Annotated in this window: 16 protein-coding genes; 5 read left to right on the forward strand and 11 right to left on the reverse strand. The window is 33.7% G+C overall.

The genetic code is table 11. From position 1 onward, the window contains the following. Window positions 1–188: 188 nt before the first annotated feature. On the reverse strand, window positions 189–1601 hold the full coding sequence (gene mnmE / locus VK164_RS04815; RefSeq protein ID WP_324208273.1) for a tRNA uridine-5-carboxymethylaminomethyl(34) synthesis GTPase MnmE: 1413 nt from the start codon (window positions 1599–1601) through the stop codon (window positions 189–191). A gap of 1132 nt (window positions 1602–2733) precedes the next feature. Here mnmE and VK164_RS04820 point away from each other — a divergent pair. Then, window positions 2734–3564, forward strand: coding sequence for a universal stress protein (locus VK164_RS04820; RefSeq protein ID WP_324208274.1), 831 nt, complete (start codon window positions 2734–2736; stop codon window positions 3562–3564). A gap of 102 nt (window positions 3565–3666) precedes the next feature. Here VK164_RS04820 and dnaN read toward each other — a convergent pair whose 3' ends face one another. The 5 genes from dnaN to VK164_RS04845 all read right to left on the reverse strand — a co-directional run bounded on the left by dnaN (window position 3667) and on the right by VK164_RS04845 (window position 8456). Beyond that, entirely contained in the window at window positions 3667–4785 is a 1119-nt protein-coding gene (dnaN, locus tag VK164_RS04825) for a DNA polymerase III subunit beta (RefSeq protein WP_324208275.1), read from the reverse strand. An 88-nt stretch (window positions 4786–4873) separates the two neighbouring features. Beyond that, window positions 4874–6556, reverse strand: coding sequence for a gliding motility-associated ABC transporter substrate-binding protein GldG (gene gldG / locus VK164_RS04830; protein ID WP_414655542.1), 1683 nt, complete (start codon window positions 6554–6556; stop codon window positions 4874–4876). Next, window positions 6556–7281: a gliding motility-associated ABC transporter permease subunit GldF gene (gene gldF, locus VK164_RS04835; protein ID WP_324208277.1), complete on the reverse strand. Its 726-nt coding sequence runs from the start codon at window positions 7279–7281 to the stop codon at window positions 6556–6558. Before gldF ends, gldG begins: the two co-directional genes overlap by 1 nt. 43 nt (window positions 7282–7324) lie before the next feature. Next, on the reverse strand, window positions 7325–7621 hold the full coding sequence (locus VK164_RS04840) for an antibiotic biosynthesis monooxygenase family protein (protein ID WP_324208278.1): 297 nt from the start codon (window positions 7619–7621) through the stop codon (window positions 7325–7327). Window positions 7622–7625: 4 nt separating this feature from the next. Continuing rightward, window positions 7626–8456 (reverse strand): SAM-dependent chlorinase/fluorinase, encoded by an 831-nt coding sequence (locus VK164_RS04845; RefSeq protein ID WP_324208279.1) that lies wholly within the window; start codon window positions 8454–8456, stop codon window positions 7626–7628. Between the two features lie 106 nt (window positions 8457–8562). Here VK164_RS04845 and VK164_RS04850 point away from each other — a divergent pair, with 106 nt between their 5' ends. The 3 genes from VK164_RS04850 (at window position 8563) to VK164_RS04860 (ending at window position 12318) form a co-directional block, all read left to right on the forward strand. Then, the gene (locus VK164_RS04850; RefSeq protein ID WP_324208280.1) at window positions 8563–9516 is read left to right on the forward strand and encodes a PhoH family protein; all 954 of its coding nucleotides are present in this window, start codon (window positions 8563–8565) and stop codon (window positions 9514–9516) included. Between the two features lie 261 nt (window positions 9517–9777). Then, complete coding sequence (locus VK164_RS04855; protein WP_324208281.1) at window positions 9778–11190, forward strand: hypothetical protein; 1413 nt, start codon at window positions 9778–9780, stop codon at window positions 11188–11190. A gap of 177 nt (window positions 11191–11367) precedes the next feature. Then, window positions 11368–12318, forward strand: a complete 951-nt coding sequence (locus tag VK164_RS04860) for a phosphoribosylaminoimidazolesuccinocarboxamide synthase (RefSeq protein WP_324208282.1) — start codon at window positions 11368–11370, stop codon at window positions 12316–12318. A gap of 40 nt (window positions 12319–12358) precedes the next feature. On the opposite strand, the gene VK164_RS04865 is transcribed toward VK164_RS04860, so the two are convergent. From VK164_RS04865 to VK164_RS04885, 5 genes are all read right to left on the reverse strand, one after another. Beyond that, complete coding sequence (locus VK164_RS04865) at window positions 12359–13054, reverse strand: hypothetical protein (RefSeq protein WP_324208283.1); 696 nt, start codon at window positions 13052–13054, stop codon at window positions 12359–12361. A 243-nt stretch (window positions 13055–13297) separates the two neighbouring features. Further along, the gene (locus VK164_RS04870; protein ID WP_324208284.1) at window positions 13298–14197 is read right to left on the reverse strand and encodes a hypothetical protein; all 900 of its coding nucleotides are present in this window, start codon (window positions 14195–14197) and stop codon (window positions 13298–13300) included. 288 nt (window positions 14198–14485) lie between these two features. Beyond that, window positions 14486–15415 (reverse strand): hypothetical protein, encoded by a 930-nt coding sequence (locus tag VK164_RS04875; protein ID WP_324208285.1) that lies wholly within the window; start codon window positions 15413–15415, stop codon window positions 14486–14488. 67 nt (window positions 15416–15482) lie between these two features. Continuing rightward, window positions 15483–16151 (reverse strand): hypothetical protein, encoded by a 669-nt coding sequence (locus tag VK164_RS04880; protein ID WP_324208286.1) that lies wholly within the window; start codon window positions 16149–16151, stop codon window positions 15483–15485. A 493-nt stretch (window positions 16152–16644) separates the two neighbouring features. Next, a complete protein-coding gene (locus tag VK164_RS04885) occupies window positions 16645–17742 on the reverse strand; it encodes a M42 family metallopeptidase (protein ID WP_324208287.1) in 1098 nt (365 codons plus the stop codon). A 127-nt stretch (window positions 17743–17869) separates the two neighbouring features. Here VK164_RS04885 and VK164_RS04890 point away from each other — a divergent pair, with 127 nt between their 5' ends. Beyond that, window positions 17870–18532 carry a DUF4294 domain-containing protein gene (locus VK164_RS04890; RefSeq protein ID WP_324208288.1) on the forward strand — a complete coding sequence of 221 codons (663 nt, stop codon included), beginning with the start codon at window positions 17870–17872 and terminating at the stop codon, window positions 18530–18532. Window positions 18533–18741 lie beyond the last annotated feature (209 nt).

The following is an 18741-nucleotide window of genomic DNA, read 5'->3' on the forward strand; positions in this document are numbered from 1 at the left end:
ATTTCTTTAAGATTTCCCCCATATAGATTTTAAAAATTTCTAAAATTCCTCCAATCCGTGTTCCTTAAAAATCCGCTACCATTGAAGTGCAACGCCCTCAACACCATCCACATCAAAAATCCGTCACCACCAGCGATTTGCAAAGCAAACCCGTTTCATCCGCGTTCCAATTCAAGTGCAAAGCCAATCTATTTCCCGATACAAAAGTTCGCAAAAATATTACCCAAGAGCTCATCATTAGTAACCTCCCCAGTAATCTCCCCAAAGTAGTGTAGGGCAGAGCGAATATCAATCGCCATCAAATCAGAAGAAAGCCCAGAATCCAAGCCCCATTTCACCTTCTGCACCTCTTCCAAAGCTTTTAGAAGTGAATCATAATGGCGCGTGTTGGTCACAATCGTTTCATTATTTCTAAGCGCACCCGTATTCACAAAAGAAAGCAACGTATTTTTAAGTTCGTCAATACCTTCTTTCTGTTTAGCACTTAGGAAAAGTATATGGTCAATGGTAGCTTGAATATTGTTTTTTTGTTCACCCAAAAGTAAATCGGATTTATTAGCCACAACAACTAAAGGCTTTAAAGGGAATTTGTTTTTAATTTTCTCAATTTCTATTTTTAAGCGGTTCAAACTGCTCTCTGAACACTGAACACTGTCGACTAAATATAACACCACCTGCGCTTGCTCAATCTTCTCAAACGTCTTCTGAATCCCGATGCTTTCCACCACATCTTTCGTTTCTCGAATCCCTGCTGTATCAATAAATCGGAAACCTATGCCCGCTATTACCAACTCATCTTCAATCGTATCACGAGTCGTTCCCGCAATGTCAGAAACAATAGCACGCTCTTCATTCAATAAAGCATTCAATAAAGTTGATTTCCCAACATTCGGTTCGCCCACAATCGCAACTGGAATACCATTTTTGATAACGTTACCCACTGCAAACGAATCAATCAAGCGTTTCAAAACAAACTCGATACGCTCTAATAATTCATGAAATTGCGTTCTATCGGCAAATTCCACATCTTCTTCGGCAAAGTCAAGTTCTAGTTCAATTAAAGAAGCGAAATTCAATAATTCTTCACGCAATTTAGCAATCTCGTTACTAAAACCACCACGCATTTGTTGCATCGCAATTTGGTGACTCGCTTCATTATCCGAAGCAATCAAGTCAGCCACCGCTTCCGCCTGCGATAAGTCCAATTTCCCGTTTAAAAAAGCACGCAAGGTAAATTCACCTGCCTGAGCCATTTTAGCGCCTCTACGAAGCAATAATTGAATTATTTGTTGTTGAATAAAAGTAGAACCGTGACACGAAATTTCAATCACATCTTCACCCGTATACGAATTGGGCCCTTTGAAAATAGAAAGCAACACTTGGTCATACACTTTACCAGCCTGACCTGAGCTTGTCAAAGGTTCGACAATATGCCCTAAATGAATCGTATGCGTCTTCTGTTTCGTAATATCCTTCCCAGAAACCGATTGAAATACATCAGCGGCAATAGTTATAGCCTCGCTACCAGATAATCGAATAACAGCAATCGCACCCGCTCCAGACGGTGTAGCCAATGCAACTATGGTTTCTTGTGGAATCATGTTCTAATTTTAGTTTGCAAAGATAAATCAAAGTCAGAAGTTAGAAGTTAGAAGTTAGAAGTTTTTTTAGTACCACAAAGTTTCACAAAATGTTATAGCCTTTCTATTGCGTCCTTTGCGAAAAACATAGCGCTCTTTGCGTTTAAATAAAAAATCGCGGTAATCAGCCAAACCCATATCATCCGCGTTCCAAACATTTTTTTTATTTAACAATATAAGTCATATAAGTGAATATAAGCATAAGCACAACCTTACGTTGAATTAAGTGTATTTAAGATTTTAAAGATTATTTTAACTGTGTTCCTAAAACCTGAAACTTGAAAATTCCTTTCCATTAGCCTTCGACAAGCTCAGGATGACAATCGTGTCAATACATTTCTCTAAGATTTCCCCATATAGATTTTAAAAATTTCTAAAATTCCTTCAATCTGTGTTCCTAAAAAATCCGTAACCATCCAAGTGAAACGCCCTCAACACCATCCACATCAAAAATCCGTCACCACCAGCGATTTGCAAAGCAAACTCGTATCATCAGCGTTCCAATTCAAGTGCAACGCCTAAAAACCAACACAAAGAAAAACTAATGTGCCTATGTGTTTTAAACAATTAAAAAGATTTTAAAAATTACTAAAATTTCTTAGATCTGTGTTCCAAACCTAAAATCTGAAACCTGAAACTTGAAAATTCCTTTCCATTAGCCTTCGACAAGCTCAGGATGACAATCGTGTCAATACATTTCTCTAAGATTTCCCCATATAGATTTTAAAAATTACTAAGATTTCTTAGATCTGTGTTCCAAACCTAAAATCTGAAACCTGAAACCTGAAACTTGAAAAAAAAACACATAACATCTTTGCGCTCTTTGCGTTTAAAAAAAACCGTTTCAACTGCGTGCTAATCTTACCACAAATTCACAACAGAAATTACCTATGAAAGTTCATACTGCTTCCTCAAATTTCTTCTATCTGTGTTCCAAAGAATCTTCTCGCCTTTGAGACTTCAATTTACACTTGGATTATCAATTACTTTCTAAGTGATAAATCTGTGTTAAATTATTGTAAATATGATGGTTATCATTCTTTTTGTGGTTTTAATGAGTTAACTTTATAGGACTAAATTAATAGTTATAGTCATGAAAAAAATTCTTTTCCCAACTGATTTTTCTGAAGCTGCAAATAGTGTGTTTGTACATGCTTTAGAATTGGCTAAAATTGTAAATGGAGAGATTATTCTTTTGCATTCGTTTGAACTACCTACACTTGATAATCAGTTTTTCCCTCAAAATTATGAGGCTGTTTTTGAGTCTGTTACCCTTTCAAAATATGGAATGTTTAAAGACGAAGTTCCAAAACTGAGAGCCATTGCAACGGAAAGAAATTTAGAAAACATCAAATTATCGCACCGATTAATTCAAGGCGACGTAATTGATTGTATTAAACAAGCCGTTGCAGAAGATGCGATTGATTTTGTAGTCATGGGAACTTCGGGCGCAACAGGCTGGAAAGAACTCTTTTTAGGGTCTAAAACCGGCGAAGTGTTAGCTGCAATTAATGTTCCCGTATTAAGTGTACCATTTGGCGCAAATTATGACCAAATTGAAACCATAGGTTTTACCACCCGATTTAGAGAAAAAGACAAAGACGCTTTAAAAAAAGTAATTAGCATTGCTAAAAAAACAAAAGCAAAAGTGAAATGCCTGCATGTAAAAACAGAAACTTCTGACGTAAAAGAAACCACTGTGAATGAATGGAAAAATGAATTTGTAAATGAACCGGTACAGTTTTTTAGTATTCCAAGTGAAGACATTGAAGAAACAATCCTAGATTTTATAGACAATCAAAATATAGATGTTCTGGCAATGCTAACGTATAAAAAAAGTTTCTTTGCCGATTTGTTCACTACAGGTTTTGCTAAGAAAATGTCATATAGTACAGCAATACCCGTACTTGTATTGCATGAATAATTAAAATTAAAAAACCACTTTCGCAAATTAGCTAAGTGGTTTTTAAGTTAAGGGTTGGTATAGTTATTTTGAAAGCCTTATAAATTGTATTTGATACGGCTTTTAGTTACTTAACATTACAGGCATTACAAGCATTGTTACTGTTTCGCCATCGTCTAAGCCATCTACTGGGGTTAAAATTCCAGCACGGTTTGGCATTGACATTTCCAATTGGATTTCATCACTTGATAAATTATTCAACATTTCAGTTAAGAAACGTGAGTTAAACCCAATTTGCATATCGTCTCCTTGGTAGTCACAAGTCAAACGTTCGTCTGCTTTGTTTGAATAGTCAATGTCCTCTGCAGAAATATTCAATTCGGTACCAGCAATCTTTAAACGAATTTGGTGCGTAGTCTTGTTAGCAAAGATAGCCACACGACGCACTGAGTTTAAAAACTGAACTCTGTTGATTAATAATTTGTTTGGGTTTTCTTTAGGAATAACCGCTTCATAGTTTGGATATTTTCCATCAATTAAACGACAAGTCAATACATAATTCTCAAAAGAGAATGTTGCATTAGAATCGTTGTACTCAATTGAAACTTCAGCGTCAGAAGCTGCTAAAATTCCTTTTAAAATGTTTAAAGGTTTCTTAGGCATGATAAAATCCGCTACTTGTGATGCTTTTACATCAGTGCGTGCATATTTTACTAACTTGTGAGCATCTGTAGCTACAAAGATTAAACCTTCTGGTGAAAATTGGAAGAAAACACCACTCATTACAGGGCGTAAATCATCGTTTCCAGCCGCAAAGATTGTTTTGCTTACCGCAGTAGCTAATACTTCTGCAGGAACAACCGTTTTTGAAGGATCGTCTAAAACTACTGCTTTAGGAAACTCTTCTCCTGGGGCATAAGCAATGGCATATTTTCCAGAGTTAGAACTAATTTCTACCGTAGAATTATCTTCTACAGTAAATGTCAACGGTTGCTCAGGAAATGTTTTTAAAATATCCAATAAAAGTTTTGCTGGAATAGCCACACTTCCTTGACTTTTAGAATCAATTTCTAAAGTAGCTGTCATGGTGGTTTCTAAATCAGAAGCCGAAACTTTTAATAAATTATTATCTAATTCAAAAAGGAAATTATCAAGAATAGGCAACGTGTTGCTACTGTTGATAACACTACCTAAAACTTGTAATTGTTTTAATAAATACGAACTCGATACTATAAACTTCATCATCTTGTATTTTAAAATCGTTAGTTAGATTTTATATTTCACAAATATATTCTAATTCTGCTCAAATGCAAAAACAAATTATCAACAACTAGCGGCTATATTTTCTTTTGCGTAAAAAAGTGAATAAAAATCCAAAGATAGCCAAAAGAACTATTGGTAATCCGACAGTTATCATTTGAGCCATCGTATAATTTTTATAAACTTCTTCTTTATTTAATAAAGGCAAGTCTACGTCTTTACTTCGGATGTTAATAAGTCCGTTATCATCTAACAGATAATTCACACAGTTCATTAAAAACTCTTTATTTCCGTATAATTGATTGGTCCATTTGTCAAAACCTAATTCTAATGGCGCCCCTTTGTCCAATTGGTTTTTGATAACATCACCATCAGAAATTACAATCATTTTATTGTCTTTTCCAACCGCTTGAAAAGTTTTGTCGTCAAAAGGTAAGACTCTGTTTTGGTAAGCCGATTTAAATTTTCCTTCTAACAGCACTGCTACAGGAAGTAATCCTTTTCCTTCATATTCTTCAGGTGTGGTTTCTTCCGTTACGAGGTCTAATGAAATCGGCGTAGGTGTTCCAATAGGTTTTGAATATTCAGACGAACTTAATAGTACAGTTTTCTTTAAATCATTTTTTAGTAATTCGATTGGGGAAGCAAATTCATACTTAATCCCTTCCATGTTTTTAACAATAGGGTTGGTAGAAGAAGGATAAATAAATGGCGAAAATTTCCAAAAATATTCTTGCAATTGGGTTTCACTTCCTTGATTTCCAGTAGCAATTTTGATAGGTGTCGCTTGTTCGTCTTTAATCAATAATGGATTCATACGAATACCATATTTGAAGAACATATCGGTTAAATTCAACTCCCGTTGGTGTGCTAAAATAGTACCCGTTTCGTTGTACATGCTGTCCATGTCTGCCGAAACCGCATCAACTAACCAAAGTGTTTTCCCACCGTTGATGACGAATTGATCGAGCACTTGTTTTTCTGCTTCTGTGAATGCTTCAGTAGGTTTTGCAATGATGGCTAAGTCATATTTTTTTAAGGCTTCTAAACTCTGGGTAGGTTGTTTGGCTACAGAATCCAATGTAAATGTGCCAATGTAATAACTCTCTCGAACCGACTTCACAAAATCAGCGATAAAGGCATCATGCAACTCGCCATTCCCTTTGATAACGGCAATTTTCTTTTGCTTGTCTTTTGAGATTTTATTGATGGCTTCTGCAAAACCAAATTCTAAATGCTGTACCGAACTGATGACTTTTTCTTCGGTTGAAGCACCCATCAAGTTTTTCAACAAACTCACTTTTGTAAATTTGTCGCCATATGTCGCTTGTGCCCATGGAAAAACAACTTCTTGTGATTGCTTTCCTTTGTCTTCCACAGTAATGCTTAATGGTTGCATGCCTCTTTCATAGAATTGCTTCATGACTTCAACACGCATTTCTTCCTTCTCAATTGGATTTTTGAATTGGAAAACAATGTTTGAATTATAAGCAGAAAATTCCTCTAACAATTGCTTGGTTTCATTTTGCAAACGCTTGAACTCTGGTGGAAAATTTCCTTCTAAATACACATCAATATACAACGGACTATCCACTGTTTTGATAATGTTTAAAGTCGTTTCTGATAAAGTATAACGTTTGTCTTGCGTTAAGTCAAAACGTTTGAAAAAGAAGTTGCTGATTAAATTGATAACGATAATCGCTAAAAATACAATTCCGAATTGTTTTAAAGCTTTTGATTTGTTCTCTTTCATTACCATTTCAAAGATTTAAGTTGATAAACAGTTGCTGATAAAAAAAGAAATGTCACACTAATGAAATAAATGATATCACGTGTATCTAACACACCACGGCTCATACTTTTAAAATGAAAATCCATACCCAAACTTGCAAATACTGTATTATAACTTCCAAAGAATGAACCCAAACCATCAAACCCAAAATAGAAAAAGAAACAACAAAAAACAGCAATAATAAAAGCCACAATTTGATTGTCAGATAAGGTTGAGGTAAAAACGCCAATAGCAGTGTATGCCGCAATTAAGAATAACAATCCAAAATAAGAACCTAATGTACTTCCCATGTCAATATTACCTTGTGGATTTCCAAAATGCGAAATTGTTAGGACATAAATTATAGTAGGTACAATAGCCAAAACAATTAAAATAAAAGCGCCAAAGAATTTTCCATTGACAATGTCCCAATTTGAAAGCGGCTTGGTAAACAGCAATTCAATGGTTCCTTGCTTTTTTTCATCCGAAAAACTACGCATGGTTACTGCAGGAATCAAGAAGATTAAAATCCAAGGTGCTAATTTAAAAAACGGACTCATATCGGCAAAACCCGAGTTTAGAATGTTGAACTCGCCTTCAAACACCCAAAGAAATAGGCCGTTGAGTAAAAGAAAAATAGCGATCACTAAATAACCTATCGGCGAACCAAAAAAGGATTTAATTTCTCGTAATAATAATGCTTTCATTTTTTATTGTTTAACTGTTTAAACGTTTATTTGTTTAACTGTTTTATTCTAAAGTAACCAATCGATCCACACTCCATGCTTCAGGTTTGTCGCTGAACAGGGTTTTAGTATAACTCCAAACTTCGTTAAATAGTGTAGAGTTTCTATATTTTTCTAATGCAGCTTCGTTTTCCCAATAACTGTAAGTAAAGAAAATGCGTTGGTCGTTTTTATCTTGGTACAATTCTAAAAACTGATTGCCTTCAAAATTTCGAATATGCTGTTTCACTTCTTCAAAATTATTTAAAAAAGCTTCAATTTTATCTTCGTGGAAGCGCATTTTTACAATTCTTATAAACATTTTTTTAATTTTTAAATTCGATAGTAATCATGTCTCTAAATTTCAAGCCCAATAGGGTTGAAGCCGAGCCTACGGTTTTTGGATTGCTTTTATAAATTGCGATTTCGAGGAAACCATTTTCATTAAAAAGAGCCAAAAAATCGCCTTCAAAATCTTTCAATTGCTTGTTCTCTACTATTGGAAAATCGGAATAGCTTTTATGGATTCGGTTGATTTTCTTATTCTTCACCTGAATTTCATAGGCTCTATTTCGAGCTACATCAATAAATTGTTTTTGCGAAATATTGGTTACACAATTTCCAAACGAGTCAATGTAAATAATTTGTCCTTTTAAGGTTGTTAAATCATTCGAAACAATCGTGCTTGCAGCATTTACGTTTTTCAACTCGGTTATTTCTTTTCCAATCACATTCAATAAACCACCACGCGCAATATGACAAGCCACGGCTACAAAAACATCCATGTCGCTAGCATTGTTGTGCAATCTATCGTGTATATTGATGGCAACAATTTTCTGAGCCACTTTTTTTTGAAGTAGTGCATTCAAAATACCGTTATCGGCACAAATAAAAAAATGATCGTCCCATTGCAAAGCAATGTGTTGGGTATCGGCAACTCTTTCGCTGTCAACACCTATAATATGAATGGTACCTTTTGGAAAATTAGAATAAGCCGCTTCTATGCAGTAACTGGCTTCTAATGTGTTGAATAAGTCAATATCATGCGAAATATCAACAAGGACAGCTTCTTTTAATTCCGATAAAATTTTTCCTTTCAAAGCACCTACAAAGTAGTCTTTGTGTCCAAAATCGGTAGTTAGCGTAATTATTGACATTTTTTTGTTTATAACTTATTTGAAAAGCAACAGTAGTTTTTACTAAATTTGATTGCAAAGCTACTATAATTTTAGCGTTTCAAAAATAATTAAAAAAAGAAAGCCTTTGAACGAAAGAGTCATTGAATTAATCGACATCGCTCCAAAAGAATTTTGGGGTGCGCAAGATGCTCATCTTGAAACCATTAAGAAGTATTATCCAAAATTAAAAATTGTAGCCAGAGGCACTACTTTAAAAGCTTTTGGCGAAGCAGAGATTTTGGATGAATTTGAAACGCGTTTCAGGAGATTGATGCATCACTTTTCTAGATACAATAGTATAGATGATAATGTAATTCTAAGAGTATTAGAAACTAGTCATCAACATGATGTACACCACATGCACGACAGAGATAAAATTTTAGTGCATGGAATAGGAGGTAAGCTAATTAAAGCAATGACGCCTAATCAGCAAAAATTAGTAGACACCATTCACAAAAATGATATGGTATTTGCTATTGGTCCCGCTGGAACAGGAAAAACCTACACAGGTGTTGCTATGGCTGTAAAAGCATTAAAAGAAAAACAAGTCAAACGAATTATTTTAACGCGCCCAGCAGTAGAAGCAGGTGAGAATTTAGGTTTTCTTCCAGGAGACATGAAAGAAAAGCTTGACCCATATATGCAACCATTGTATGATGCGTTGCGCGATATGTTGCCACCACAAACTTTGGAAGATTATATTTTAAAAGGAATTATTCAAATTGCACCGTTGGCTTTTATGCGTGGTCGTACGTTAGATAATGCGTTCGTGATTTTAGATGAAGCGCAAAACACTACACATTCACAAATGAAAATGTTTTTAACCCGTATGGGAAAAAACGCCAAATTCATGATTACAGGCGACCCAGGTCAGGTGGATTTGCCTCGAAGAACAATCTCAGGTTTAAAAGAAGCTATTCTGATTCTAAAAGATGTGGAAGGGGTAGGAATTATCTATTTAGATGATAAAGATATTGTCCGTCACAGACTAGTGAAGAAAATAATTGATGCGTATAAGAGTATTGAAAATAATGATTAGAAGTTTAATATAATTATATAATTGAAAAACAGCTATTTATAGCTGTTTTTTGTTTTTTATAGCAATTCTTTAAAAGTCAGACCTTTTAGTGTTTTGTTTTTGGTTTATATTTATCAAATATGTTAAAAAAATAAACAATACTAAAAAATAAATTCTATTTGATAAAAAATGTTTTCAATATCGATAAAAAATATAAATAAATGTTAAATTTGAAATATTAAATCTTAAACAAACAAAAAATGAACCTAATTCCCCTTTTTTATGAAAAAAAATTACTTAACATTAATTGCGTTACTATGTTGCTATACGATTAACGCTCAGGTGGGTATTGGCACTGTTACCCCACAAGCCTTTTTAGATATTAATTCAAATACTCAAGGTGTTTTAGTTTCCAGAGTAGCGCTAACTGCTCGAAATGTCGCACTACCCGTTGTAAATCCTCAAGGCGGTGCACTTGCAAACGGAACTCTGGTTTTTAACACAAATACAAGTGGAGCTGCTCCGCTTAATGTATCTCCAGGCTTTTACTTTTGGGATGGAACGCAATGGGTTGCATTAGATGGTACTGGAGGACGCGATTGGTCTTTATTAGGAAACTCAGGAACAAATCCTGCCACAAATTTCTTAGGTACTACAGACAATCAAAACTTAATTCTTAGAACAAATAATCTTCAACGAGCTGTTGTTCGCTCAGATGGAAATGTTGCCATTAATTCTGCTGGTGACGCATTCACAAAACTTTATGTTACAACTACAGGAGCCGGAAACGATGCAGTTCATGGCGCTAATAATGATAATGTAGGCAATGCCTTTTGGGGTACTAATGTTAACAATAGTGGAACAGCCATTTTAGGTGGTGCTGGTCCTGGCGCAAGTATTTTCCCAAGTACAGGAGCTGGAGTTGCAGGTTCGGGTCCGTTTGTAGGGGTTTATGGTTCCAACGGTTTTGGAAATCCTAATAATGCAGCCCATTATACCAATTGTGCTGGTGGGTTTGGACTAGATTCTGATAACAATGTTGCGACTTTAAATTCTAGTGCCTTTGCTAAAATAGCTGGAATCGATAATATTTCTCCCGATGGTGTTTTGGCCAATCGTAGAAGTTTGTATGGTGGTTATTTTAATGGTGGCGTTGGAGCAGGTCAATCGTATGCTTACGTCGGAATCAAATACAATGCAACGGCTGCTGGTGGCGGTGGAACCAATTATAAAATTATTGGAAACGGAACCAATTCTACCATGATAATGGATAAAGAAAATAAACCACGCGTATTGTTTTCACCAGAAGCTCCTGAAATTTTATTTGAAGATTACGGTACTGCCGAATTGATCAATGGAGAAGTTTATGTTCCAATAGACGAAGTTTTAAAAGAGGCTTTATTTATCGATGACAGCCATCCGTTGAAAGTGTTTATTCAATTAGAAGGCGATTGCAACGGCGTTTTTGTTACCGACAAATCAAGAAACGGTTTCAAAGTAAAAGAATTAGCTAGCGGAACCAGCAACACTAAATTCTCATGGCACATAGTTGCCAACCGTGCAGACGATAAAGATGCACAAGGAAATATCACATCAGAACATGTAGGGCTTCGCTTGCCTTATGGTCCTGTTGCAGCAAAAGAAACACAATTAGCAATCAAAAGCAATGAAAAAAATATAGTTGCACCAAAATAAGAATATGAAAACAATTCTAACGTAAAACCCATTGATTACTAGTTTGAATCAATGGGTTTTATATTTTCTAATTTTCTTGTTTATCTCTTCATAACAAATTACTTTTGCACTTCACAACACACCCGAGGCGAGCCGAACTGTATGGAGCGTAGCGGAATAAAACAACAACACAACATAATGAACACAATTACGACTACCAATTTCAATTTTCCAGGTCAAAAATCGGTGTACCGCGGAAAAGTTAGAGAAGTTTACAATATCAACGATGAATTATTAGTGATGGTTGCCACCGACCGTCTTTCGGCTTTTGATGTAGTTTTGCCTAAAGGTATTCCTTACAAAGGACAAATCTTGAATCAAATTGCGACAAAGTTCATGGAATTAACGTCTGATATTGTACCCAATTGGTTAGTAGCCACTCCAGATCCAAACGTGGCAGTAGGACATTTATGTGAGCCGTTCAAAGTAGAAATGGTCATTCGTGGGTATTTATCAGGACATGCAGCGCGTGAATATGCAGCAGGAAGAAGAGTTCTTTGTGGGGTGGAAATGCCAGAAGGTTTAAAAGAAAACGATAAATTTCCAACACCAATCATCACGCCAACGACCAAAGCGGATAACGGTTCGCACGACGAAGATATTTCGCGCGAAGCTATTTTAGCCAACGGCATCGTAACGGAAGAAGATTACCTAATTTTAGAAAAATACACCAGAGCGTTATACCAAAGAGGAACTGAAATTGCAGCTTCTCGCGGTTTAATTTTAGTAGATACCAAATACGAGTTTGGGAAAACAAAAGACGGACAAATCGTATTAATCGACGAAATCCACACACCAGATTCTTCGCGTTATTTCTACGCAGAAGGTTATCAAGAAAGACAAAACAACAACGAAGAGCAAAAGCAATTGTCAAAAGAGTTTGTGCGTCGTTGGTTAATTGAAAACGGTTTCCAAGGCAAAGAAGGCCAACAAATTCCGTTTATGTCAGACGAATACATCGAAACAGTTTCGGAACGCTACATTGAGTTATTCGAAAACATCATTGGAGAAAAATTCGTAAAAGCGGATATTTCCAACATCAATGAAAGAATTGAGAAAAACGTTTTGAATTATTTACAGAATAGATAACATAAAAAAATCCCAAATGAATCATTTGGGATTTTTTTTATTAAAGTACTTTCTCTACCGAAAAGCTTGTGGATAATGATGTTCCAGTAGAGCCGCTATTTTGAAATTTTAATTTAGCATCTCTAGTTACAAAAGACGCATAATCGGAGAAAATTCTAAAGCCGTAGGAATGTCCCACTTGTAATTGCAAATAATTTGAAATACCATAACTTTCATTTCTTCCTGCCGTCATCCCCGAATTATTATTGTCACGGTGTTTGAATGTTCTTCTTAAAACCCATTGATTTGCGGTGAAATCCCACAATCCTATCAAAATATCTAAATCTTCGGTGTCGCTGGAATAATCTCCAATGTCAAAATCCATTGAAATTTTATAATAACCCGTAACTATGGGAGAATATCTTCCGGTAGTGTTGTTGTATTCACCCAATACATCAATAAGCTCAGTTGATAATACAATATCTTTGAAACCAAAATCAGTATCAAGTGCAATATCAGAAGCTAAAAAGCCTACGAATTTTGTGCCAGGTGCCGTGTTGCTTGTAAAAGTGGTAACTAATGTTCCGTCGGGTAAAACCGAAACAGGTGTGGTCATTCCAGAACCGTTTGACAATCCTCTTACTCTTAAATCACCATTAACGTCTAATTCTTCGGTTGGTGAAGTAGTTCCAATTCCCACTTGCGCATGTAGAAAAAATGGAAAGAATAATACAATAAAAAGGCAACATGTTCTCATAACTAACAAAAAGATTTTTTTAAATGGATTAAAACAAAATCTTAGCGTTAAATTCAGATAGGTAGGGGGTTATTTACAGCACGAATTTTAGAACTTTTAACAGAGTTTCAAAAACAAATCGATGAAATGCCTTAAAATCTGTTGACTTTGCCAATTGTAGTGAAACAAAAGTTAAAAAAAACAGCCAATAGTAAATTGACTGTTAAATAGGGTGTGAAGGATTTTTTTAGTAACAATACAAATCTAATCTCTTTTCTTTGCTTCAAAAATTTGTTCAAGAGTATCTTTTAATTTTGTGTATTTGTAAAGATTACTGTCTTTTAAAATAGAACCTAGTAATAAATTATTCTTTTCTTTTTCTGTACTTTCTTCTTTGATTAAGCAAAATAAATGATTTAATAGGGTTTCATAATATTTGTTTATGTAATACCCTTTGTAACTTTCTTTTCCATTGTCTGTTATAATAAGCATTTCAAAATCTTTGAAATAAAAATCCGTGTATTGATAATAGGGTTGACCATTAAATTTTGGAAATTTATTAATGTATTCCAGTGCAGTTTTTGTATTAGCAGGTTTTGGAATATTAATATAACCCCAAATTGAAGTACCACAATAACTCATACATTGTAAGAAGAAAATTCCTTTTTCGGTTTCGTCTTTCAAATTATAACTATTCAGTTTAAAATCGTTTTTTGAAAGATTAAAAGGTTGGTTTTTATTTCCTACGGCTGTAAATAACATATCGTAGTAATTGTCAACTAATTCGTAAGTAGGAATTTCTTTTGATTGTAAACTATCAATCAATTTGTTATTATCAATTTGATCTTCTCTTCTGTAATTTTGATTGATTTCTTGAATAATGAAAATTTGTTTTAAAACTGCATCATCAGGTCTTGAAATGTAAGGCTGACTTAATATTTTGTTTTTTGTTGTTATGGTCTGAACGATAAAATCGTTTGCCATTATTAAATTTTCAGGAACGTTGGTTTTCAATTCTTTTATAAAATTTTTGTTCGGCTCATTACGAAACATATAATCTTTATAACTTTTACCAAGTTTAATAAGTTGATTATTATAGTTGTTTTGCCCAAATGACAAAATTGCCATTGTAAAGGTTAAAAGCGTAAAAATTGTTTTTTTCATGTTTCTATTTTATAATGAAGAGGTTTAACCGACAATACATTGTCTTATACTTTTACACAAAACTTCCCTATAGTTTTGCAGTCAATAAAAATAATAATTCTTTTACAAATTCCTATCATTTAACTTTTCAATTTTAAAAATCAGAAGAAAATATAAAATTGGTCAACGACGCCCGTAAAAGAAGATAAAAGAAAATCCCGCGAAAGCTGGATTTTTTTTATTTTGCCACGCGAAGGGATTCGCGCGGGAGCGGTGCAATCTTGCCAAACGCCTTTTACAGGAAGCCTTTTATGGATTAATTGTAGTATATAAAATCATTGCAGGTGTTACCAAGTTACTTTTATGTGGTTTTTTAAAAAATCGATTTGCAAAATCATAATTAATCATAGCATTTATGTTTACATAATCTAAAGTGTATTCACCTGTTGAGTGATTCACCATCTTAGAGTAATAATTAGTTTTATTTGAAAGTTGAAATTTTAACTTAGTTTCATCTTCAATATTAGGTTGAATTATATTTTCGTTATTATCATAATAGTTTATTAGTTGAATATCCACAAAAATAGATTCATTTTTTTCTAACCTATAATTAGATGTTAATATAGCTGTGATTTGATTTTTTTGTGTAGGTTCTAAAAATAAAGTATCTGTAGCAAAAATTAATTCATTAATGATTTTTTTCTGATGACCAATTTCTACTGGTGATTGTTTAAATTTATAGAAATTTATTTTGTATGCTGTCTTATATTTAACTTTTTCAACATAAAACCCTACTTTTTTTAAAAATAAATCGGTTGAAGTTTGATTATGAAATACACAACCAAATTTAGGGGTTTTTAAAAATGAACTGCTATATCTTTTAATAAATCTGTTCTTTTCACCTAATGTGATTTCTTTTATGTTGTTAGAACTAATAACTACTTCATCAAGAGTTATAATTTTTTTTGATAATAAAATAGTTTGTGATATACTTTCTTTTCTTAACCCTAAAATATTATAATTTAATGAATGAAAACTTATTGAGTCATAAACAATCTGTTTAGGTAGAGTGGTTTGACCTTCAATATTACAAACATTTGAATATATTTTAGTTTTATTTAAAAATAAATTATAGTTTACGTTTTCTATAAATTCAAGTGTTTCATCATCTAAAATAATAAAACTCTGAGAATATGAGATATTATAAAATAATATGAAGAATAAAATCTTTTTTATCATAGAATTTTTGATTTATATAACTATGAGTTATAATTAAAATATAACTCATAGTTTATTTTGAAATATTTTATGGTTGATATTCTGTACCACAAGGCACATATGCATTACTACCATTATCATTTAGAACAGCTTTTGGACCACTTACAGCAATACCAAAAACATAGTATGTTGAATAAACACCTTGATAGCAATTACCATCAATGCCTTCAAATGGTGCACCATAAGAGATTTGTGAACCCCAAAATCTTCTGTCAGTTGTGCCTGTTGAATTGCTATCGTCTAAAGCAATTTCAATAAAGTCAAATTCATTAGTGCTGAAATAATTATAAATTTCATCAATATTGTTGAAAGTTTTTTGCTCACTATTTTTAACGTCTAATGAAGTTAAAGTATAAGTGTCTCTATCTACATCAATAAAGTATAAAAATTCTCCAGTATTCTTGTCTGTTATTATATAACCTCGTGCTATAGTTTCATTATTTACAAAAACTTCGGTTAATTCAACTTCTTCAGATGTAGCAGTACGCGCCATCGCGGAAATTTGTGAGTTAGGGTTTATTTTTGCACTTTGACCAAAGACATAATCCTTTGAATAAAATGATTTTAGAAATGAATCTACTTTTTTATTTGCAGTTTCGTTTGTTATTGTTTCGTTGTCGTTTGAACAACTTACAAACATTGTAGCACTAACAAAAAGTGCAATTAAAGAGAAAAGTGTTAATTTTAAATGTTTCATTTTTACGTTTTTTAAGTTTTGCCTACTATCTTTTACAGTTCCTGTTCGGCTTATTTCTCCGCTTCATTCAACTATATGAATATTTAACTAAAAACATATTTTCAACTCGAAATGTTAAACTAAAATATTAATTATGTTATTTTCTTATCAATCCAGGTAACAAATTTAATATTCAAAAGTTTTGTCTTCATTAGTTTATGTTAGTTTTTACGTTTCGTTTGTCATAAGGTTTTTCTGTAACTAGTAAATATCATAAATAACTTACTGTTTTTTCAAATCGCAATTTAAAAAACCCTCACCAATAAATTGCTGTAGATTTTCTGTAGCAAATGTTAAATTTTAAGTGTATTGCAAAAAAAAAAATCCTCAAACAAATGAGGATTTTGGGTGTTAGTTGTAAAAAACGGTTCTCGATACACGTCACTTCGAGTGCGAAGCGTATCGAGAAGTTTTATTTTGCTTCACTCCATAAAAAACACTCGAACTGACGTTTTTATTTCTTAAAATAACTAAACGTTTCGTTGTTTTCAATTTTCAATAAACTTTCGTAAATCAATTTAATTACGTTTTCTACGTCTTCTTTGTGTACCATTTCTACTGTAGTGTGCATATAACGCAACGGTAACGAAATCAAAGCTGAGGCAACTCCGCCATTGCTGTAGGCAAAAGCATCGGTATCGGTTCCTGTTACTCTAGAAGTCGCATGGCGTTGGAACGGTATTTTGTTTTCCACTGCTGTGTCTACTATCATTTCACGTAACACGTTTTGTGTAGCAGGAGCGTAGGCAATCACAGGGCCGCGTCCCATTTTTAAATCACCTTCAATTTTCTTGTCAATCATAGGTGTAGTAGTATCGTGGCAAACATCGGTTACTATGGCAACGTTGGGTTTAATGCGTTGGGTAATCATTTCGGCACCACGCAAACCAATTTCTTCCTGCACCGAGTTCACGATGTACAAGCCAAACGGTAATTTCTTTTTGTTCTCTTTTAATAAGCGTGCCACTTCGGCAATCATAAAACCACCCATGCGGTTGTCAATGGCTCTACATACAAATTTATCGTTGTTTAATACTTCAAAATTATCAGGATAGGTAATCACACAACCTACATGAATGCCCAATGCTTCAATTTCGGCTTTGGTAGAGCAACCACAATCAATAAAGATGTTTTCAATTTTTGCAGTTTCTTCTGCTTTTCCGCTTCTTCCTCTAGTATGAATCGCTGGCCAACCAAAAACACCACGCACAATGCCTTTCTTAGTATGAATGTTCACACGCTTCGATGGCGCAATCTGATGATCCGAACCTCCGTTTCTAATCACGTAGATTAAACCGTCATCGGTAATATAATTCACATACCACGAAATTTCATCGGCATGCCCTTCAATTACTACTTTATAAGGAGCATCTGGATTAATAACACCTACAGCACTTCCATAGGTATCGGTAATAAAGGTATCCACATAAGGTTTTAAATACTCCATCCAAATTTTTTGCCCTTCCGATTCATATCCTGTAGGCGAAGCATTATTCAAATAATTTTCCAAAAAAGCCATCGACGACTTCTTTAATATCGATTTTGTACTCATATTATAATGTAATTTTTTGCTAAAATAGAAATAAGTCTTTAGAGTTACATAATATTTCAATATTTTTGGTTTACTTTTTGATATTGGATTAGGTATAAGGAATTAAAAACAATCAAAAAGACCATTTATGAAATATTTAGTAAGCATCCTTTTAGTATTCACCGCTTTTAACAGCAAGGCTCAAACGCAGCAAGACACTATTAAGTTAACTGCACAAGATTCTGCCATATTTTATTCTATCGATTTGAATGAAATCAAAATTTTACCCAATGGAGAATATAGTGTTAGCGACGATAGAAAGAATTTTTTAATTCTAAAAAGGAGAGTTTATAAAGTATATCCGTATGCAAAGTTAACTGCCGATAAGTTGACGCAGTTAAATGCTACAATGGCTAAACTGAAAACCAATAAAGAAAAGAAGAAGTATTTTAAAATTGTAGAAAAGTACTTAGAAGAAGAATTTGAACCAAGATTAAAAAAGTTATCCCGCAAAGACGGACAAATTTTGGTGAAGTTAATCCATAGACAAACTGGGCAATCTACATTTGATCTAATTAAAGAATACAAAAGTGGTTGGAAAGCCTTTTGGGCAAATTCAACCGCCAGATTATTTGATATCAACCTCCGAACGGAATATAAACCTTATACCGTTCAAGAAGATTTTCATATCGAAAACATATTAGCAACCGCTTTTGAACAGAAAATGTTAACCAAGCAAGAAGCTTCTACACCTATAGATGTACCCGCACTAAACAAGTTGTGGGAAGAAAAAGCCAAAAAACAAGATTAAGTTTTTTAGCTGCTATCATTCCTAATAACAAGAATCTCCAGAGCGGTTAACTATTGTTTAAGTCAGTTAAGCAACAATCTTCAGCATTAAATTTGAAACCTGCAACTACACTATATATATAGGTATAATAAGAACATTGCTTTCTTTGTGGTAAAACTTCAAAAAACTTTTGTGTATTAAATCCTTGTTATCAGAGAGTTAAGAAATGC

The sequence above is a fragment of the Flavobacterium sp. genome (genome assembly GCF_035299005.1).
In the GTDB taxonomy this organism is placed as follows: Bacteria; Bacteroidota; Bacteroidia; order Flavobacteriales; family Flavobacteriaceae; genus Flavobacterium.

Excerpts from the sequence above, each read along its gene's own strand:
- mnmE (WP_324208273.1), bottom strand. The coding sequence starts at position 1,601 with ATGATTCCACAAGAAACCATAGTTGCATTGGCTACACCGTCTGGAGCG.
- VK164_RS04820 (WP_324208274.1), top strand. The coding sequence starts at position 2,734 with ATGAAAAAAATTCTTTTCCCAACTGATTTTTCTGAAGCTGCAAATAGT.
- dnaN (WP_324208275.1), bottom strand. The coding sequence starts at position 4,785 with ATGAAGTTTATAGTATCGAGTTCGTATTTATTAAAACAATTACAAGTT.
- gldG (WP_414655542.1), bottom strand. The coding sequence starts at position 6,556 with ATGAAAGAGAACAAATCAAAAGCTTTAAAACAATTCGGAATTGTATTT.
- gldF (WP_324208277.1), bottom strand. The coding sequence starts at position 7,281 with ATGAAAGCATTATTATTACGAGAAATTAAATCCTTTTTTGGTTCGCCG.
- VK164_RS04840 (WP_324208278.1), bottom strand. The coding sequence starts at position 7,621 with ATGTTTATAAGAATTGTAAAAATGCGCTTCCACGAAGATAAAATTGAA.
- VK164_RS04845 (WP_324208279.1), bottom strand. The coding sequence starts at position 8,456 with ATGTCAATAATTACGCTAACTACCGATTTTGGACACAAAGACTACTTT.
- VK164_RS04855 (WP_324208281.1), top strand. The coding sequence starts at position 9,778 with ATGAAAAAAAATTACTTAACATTAATTGCGTTACTATGTTGCTATACG.
- VK164_RS04860 (WP_324208282.1), top strand. The coding sequence starts at position 11,368 with ATGAACACAATTACGACTACCAATTTCAATTTTCCAGGTCAAAAATCG.
- VK164_RS04865 (WP_324208283.1), bottom strand. The coding sequence starts at position 13,054 with ATGAGAACATGTTGCCTTTTTATTGTATTATTCTTTCCATTTTTTCTA.
- VK164_RS04870 (WP_324208284.1), bottom strand. The coding sequence starts at position 14,197 with ATGAAAAAAACAATTTTTACGCTTTTAACCTTTACAATGGCAATTTTG.
- VK164_RS04875 (WP_324208285.1), bottom strand. The coding sequence starts at position 15,415 with ATGATAAAAAAGATTTTATTCTTCATATTATTTTATAATATCTCATAT.
- VK164_RS04880 (WP_324208286.1), bottom strand. The coding sequence starts at position 16,151 with ATGAAACATTTAAAATTAACACTTTTCTCTTTAATTGCACTTTTTGTT.
- VK164_RS04885 (WP_324208287.1), bottom strand. The coding sequence starts at position 17,742 with ATGAGTACAAAATCGATATTAAAGAAGTCGTCGATGGCTTTTTTGGAA.
- VK164_RS04890 (WP_324208288.1), top strand. The coding sequence starts at position 17,870 with ATGAAATATTTAGTAAGCATCCTTTTAGTATTCACCGCTTTTAACAGC.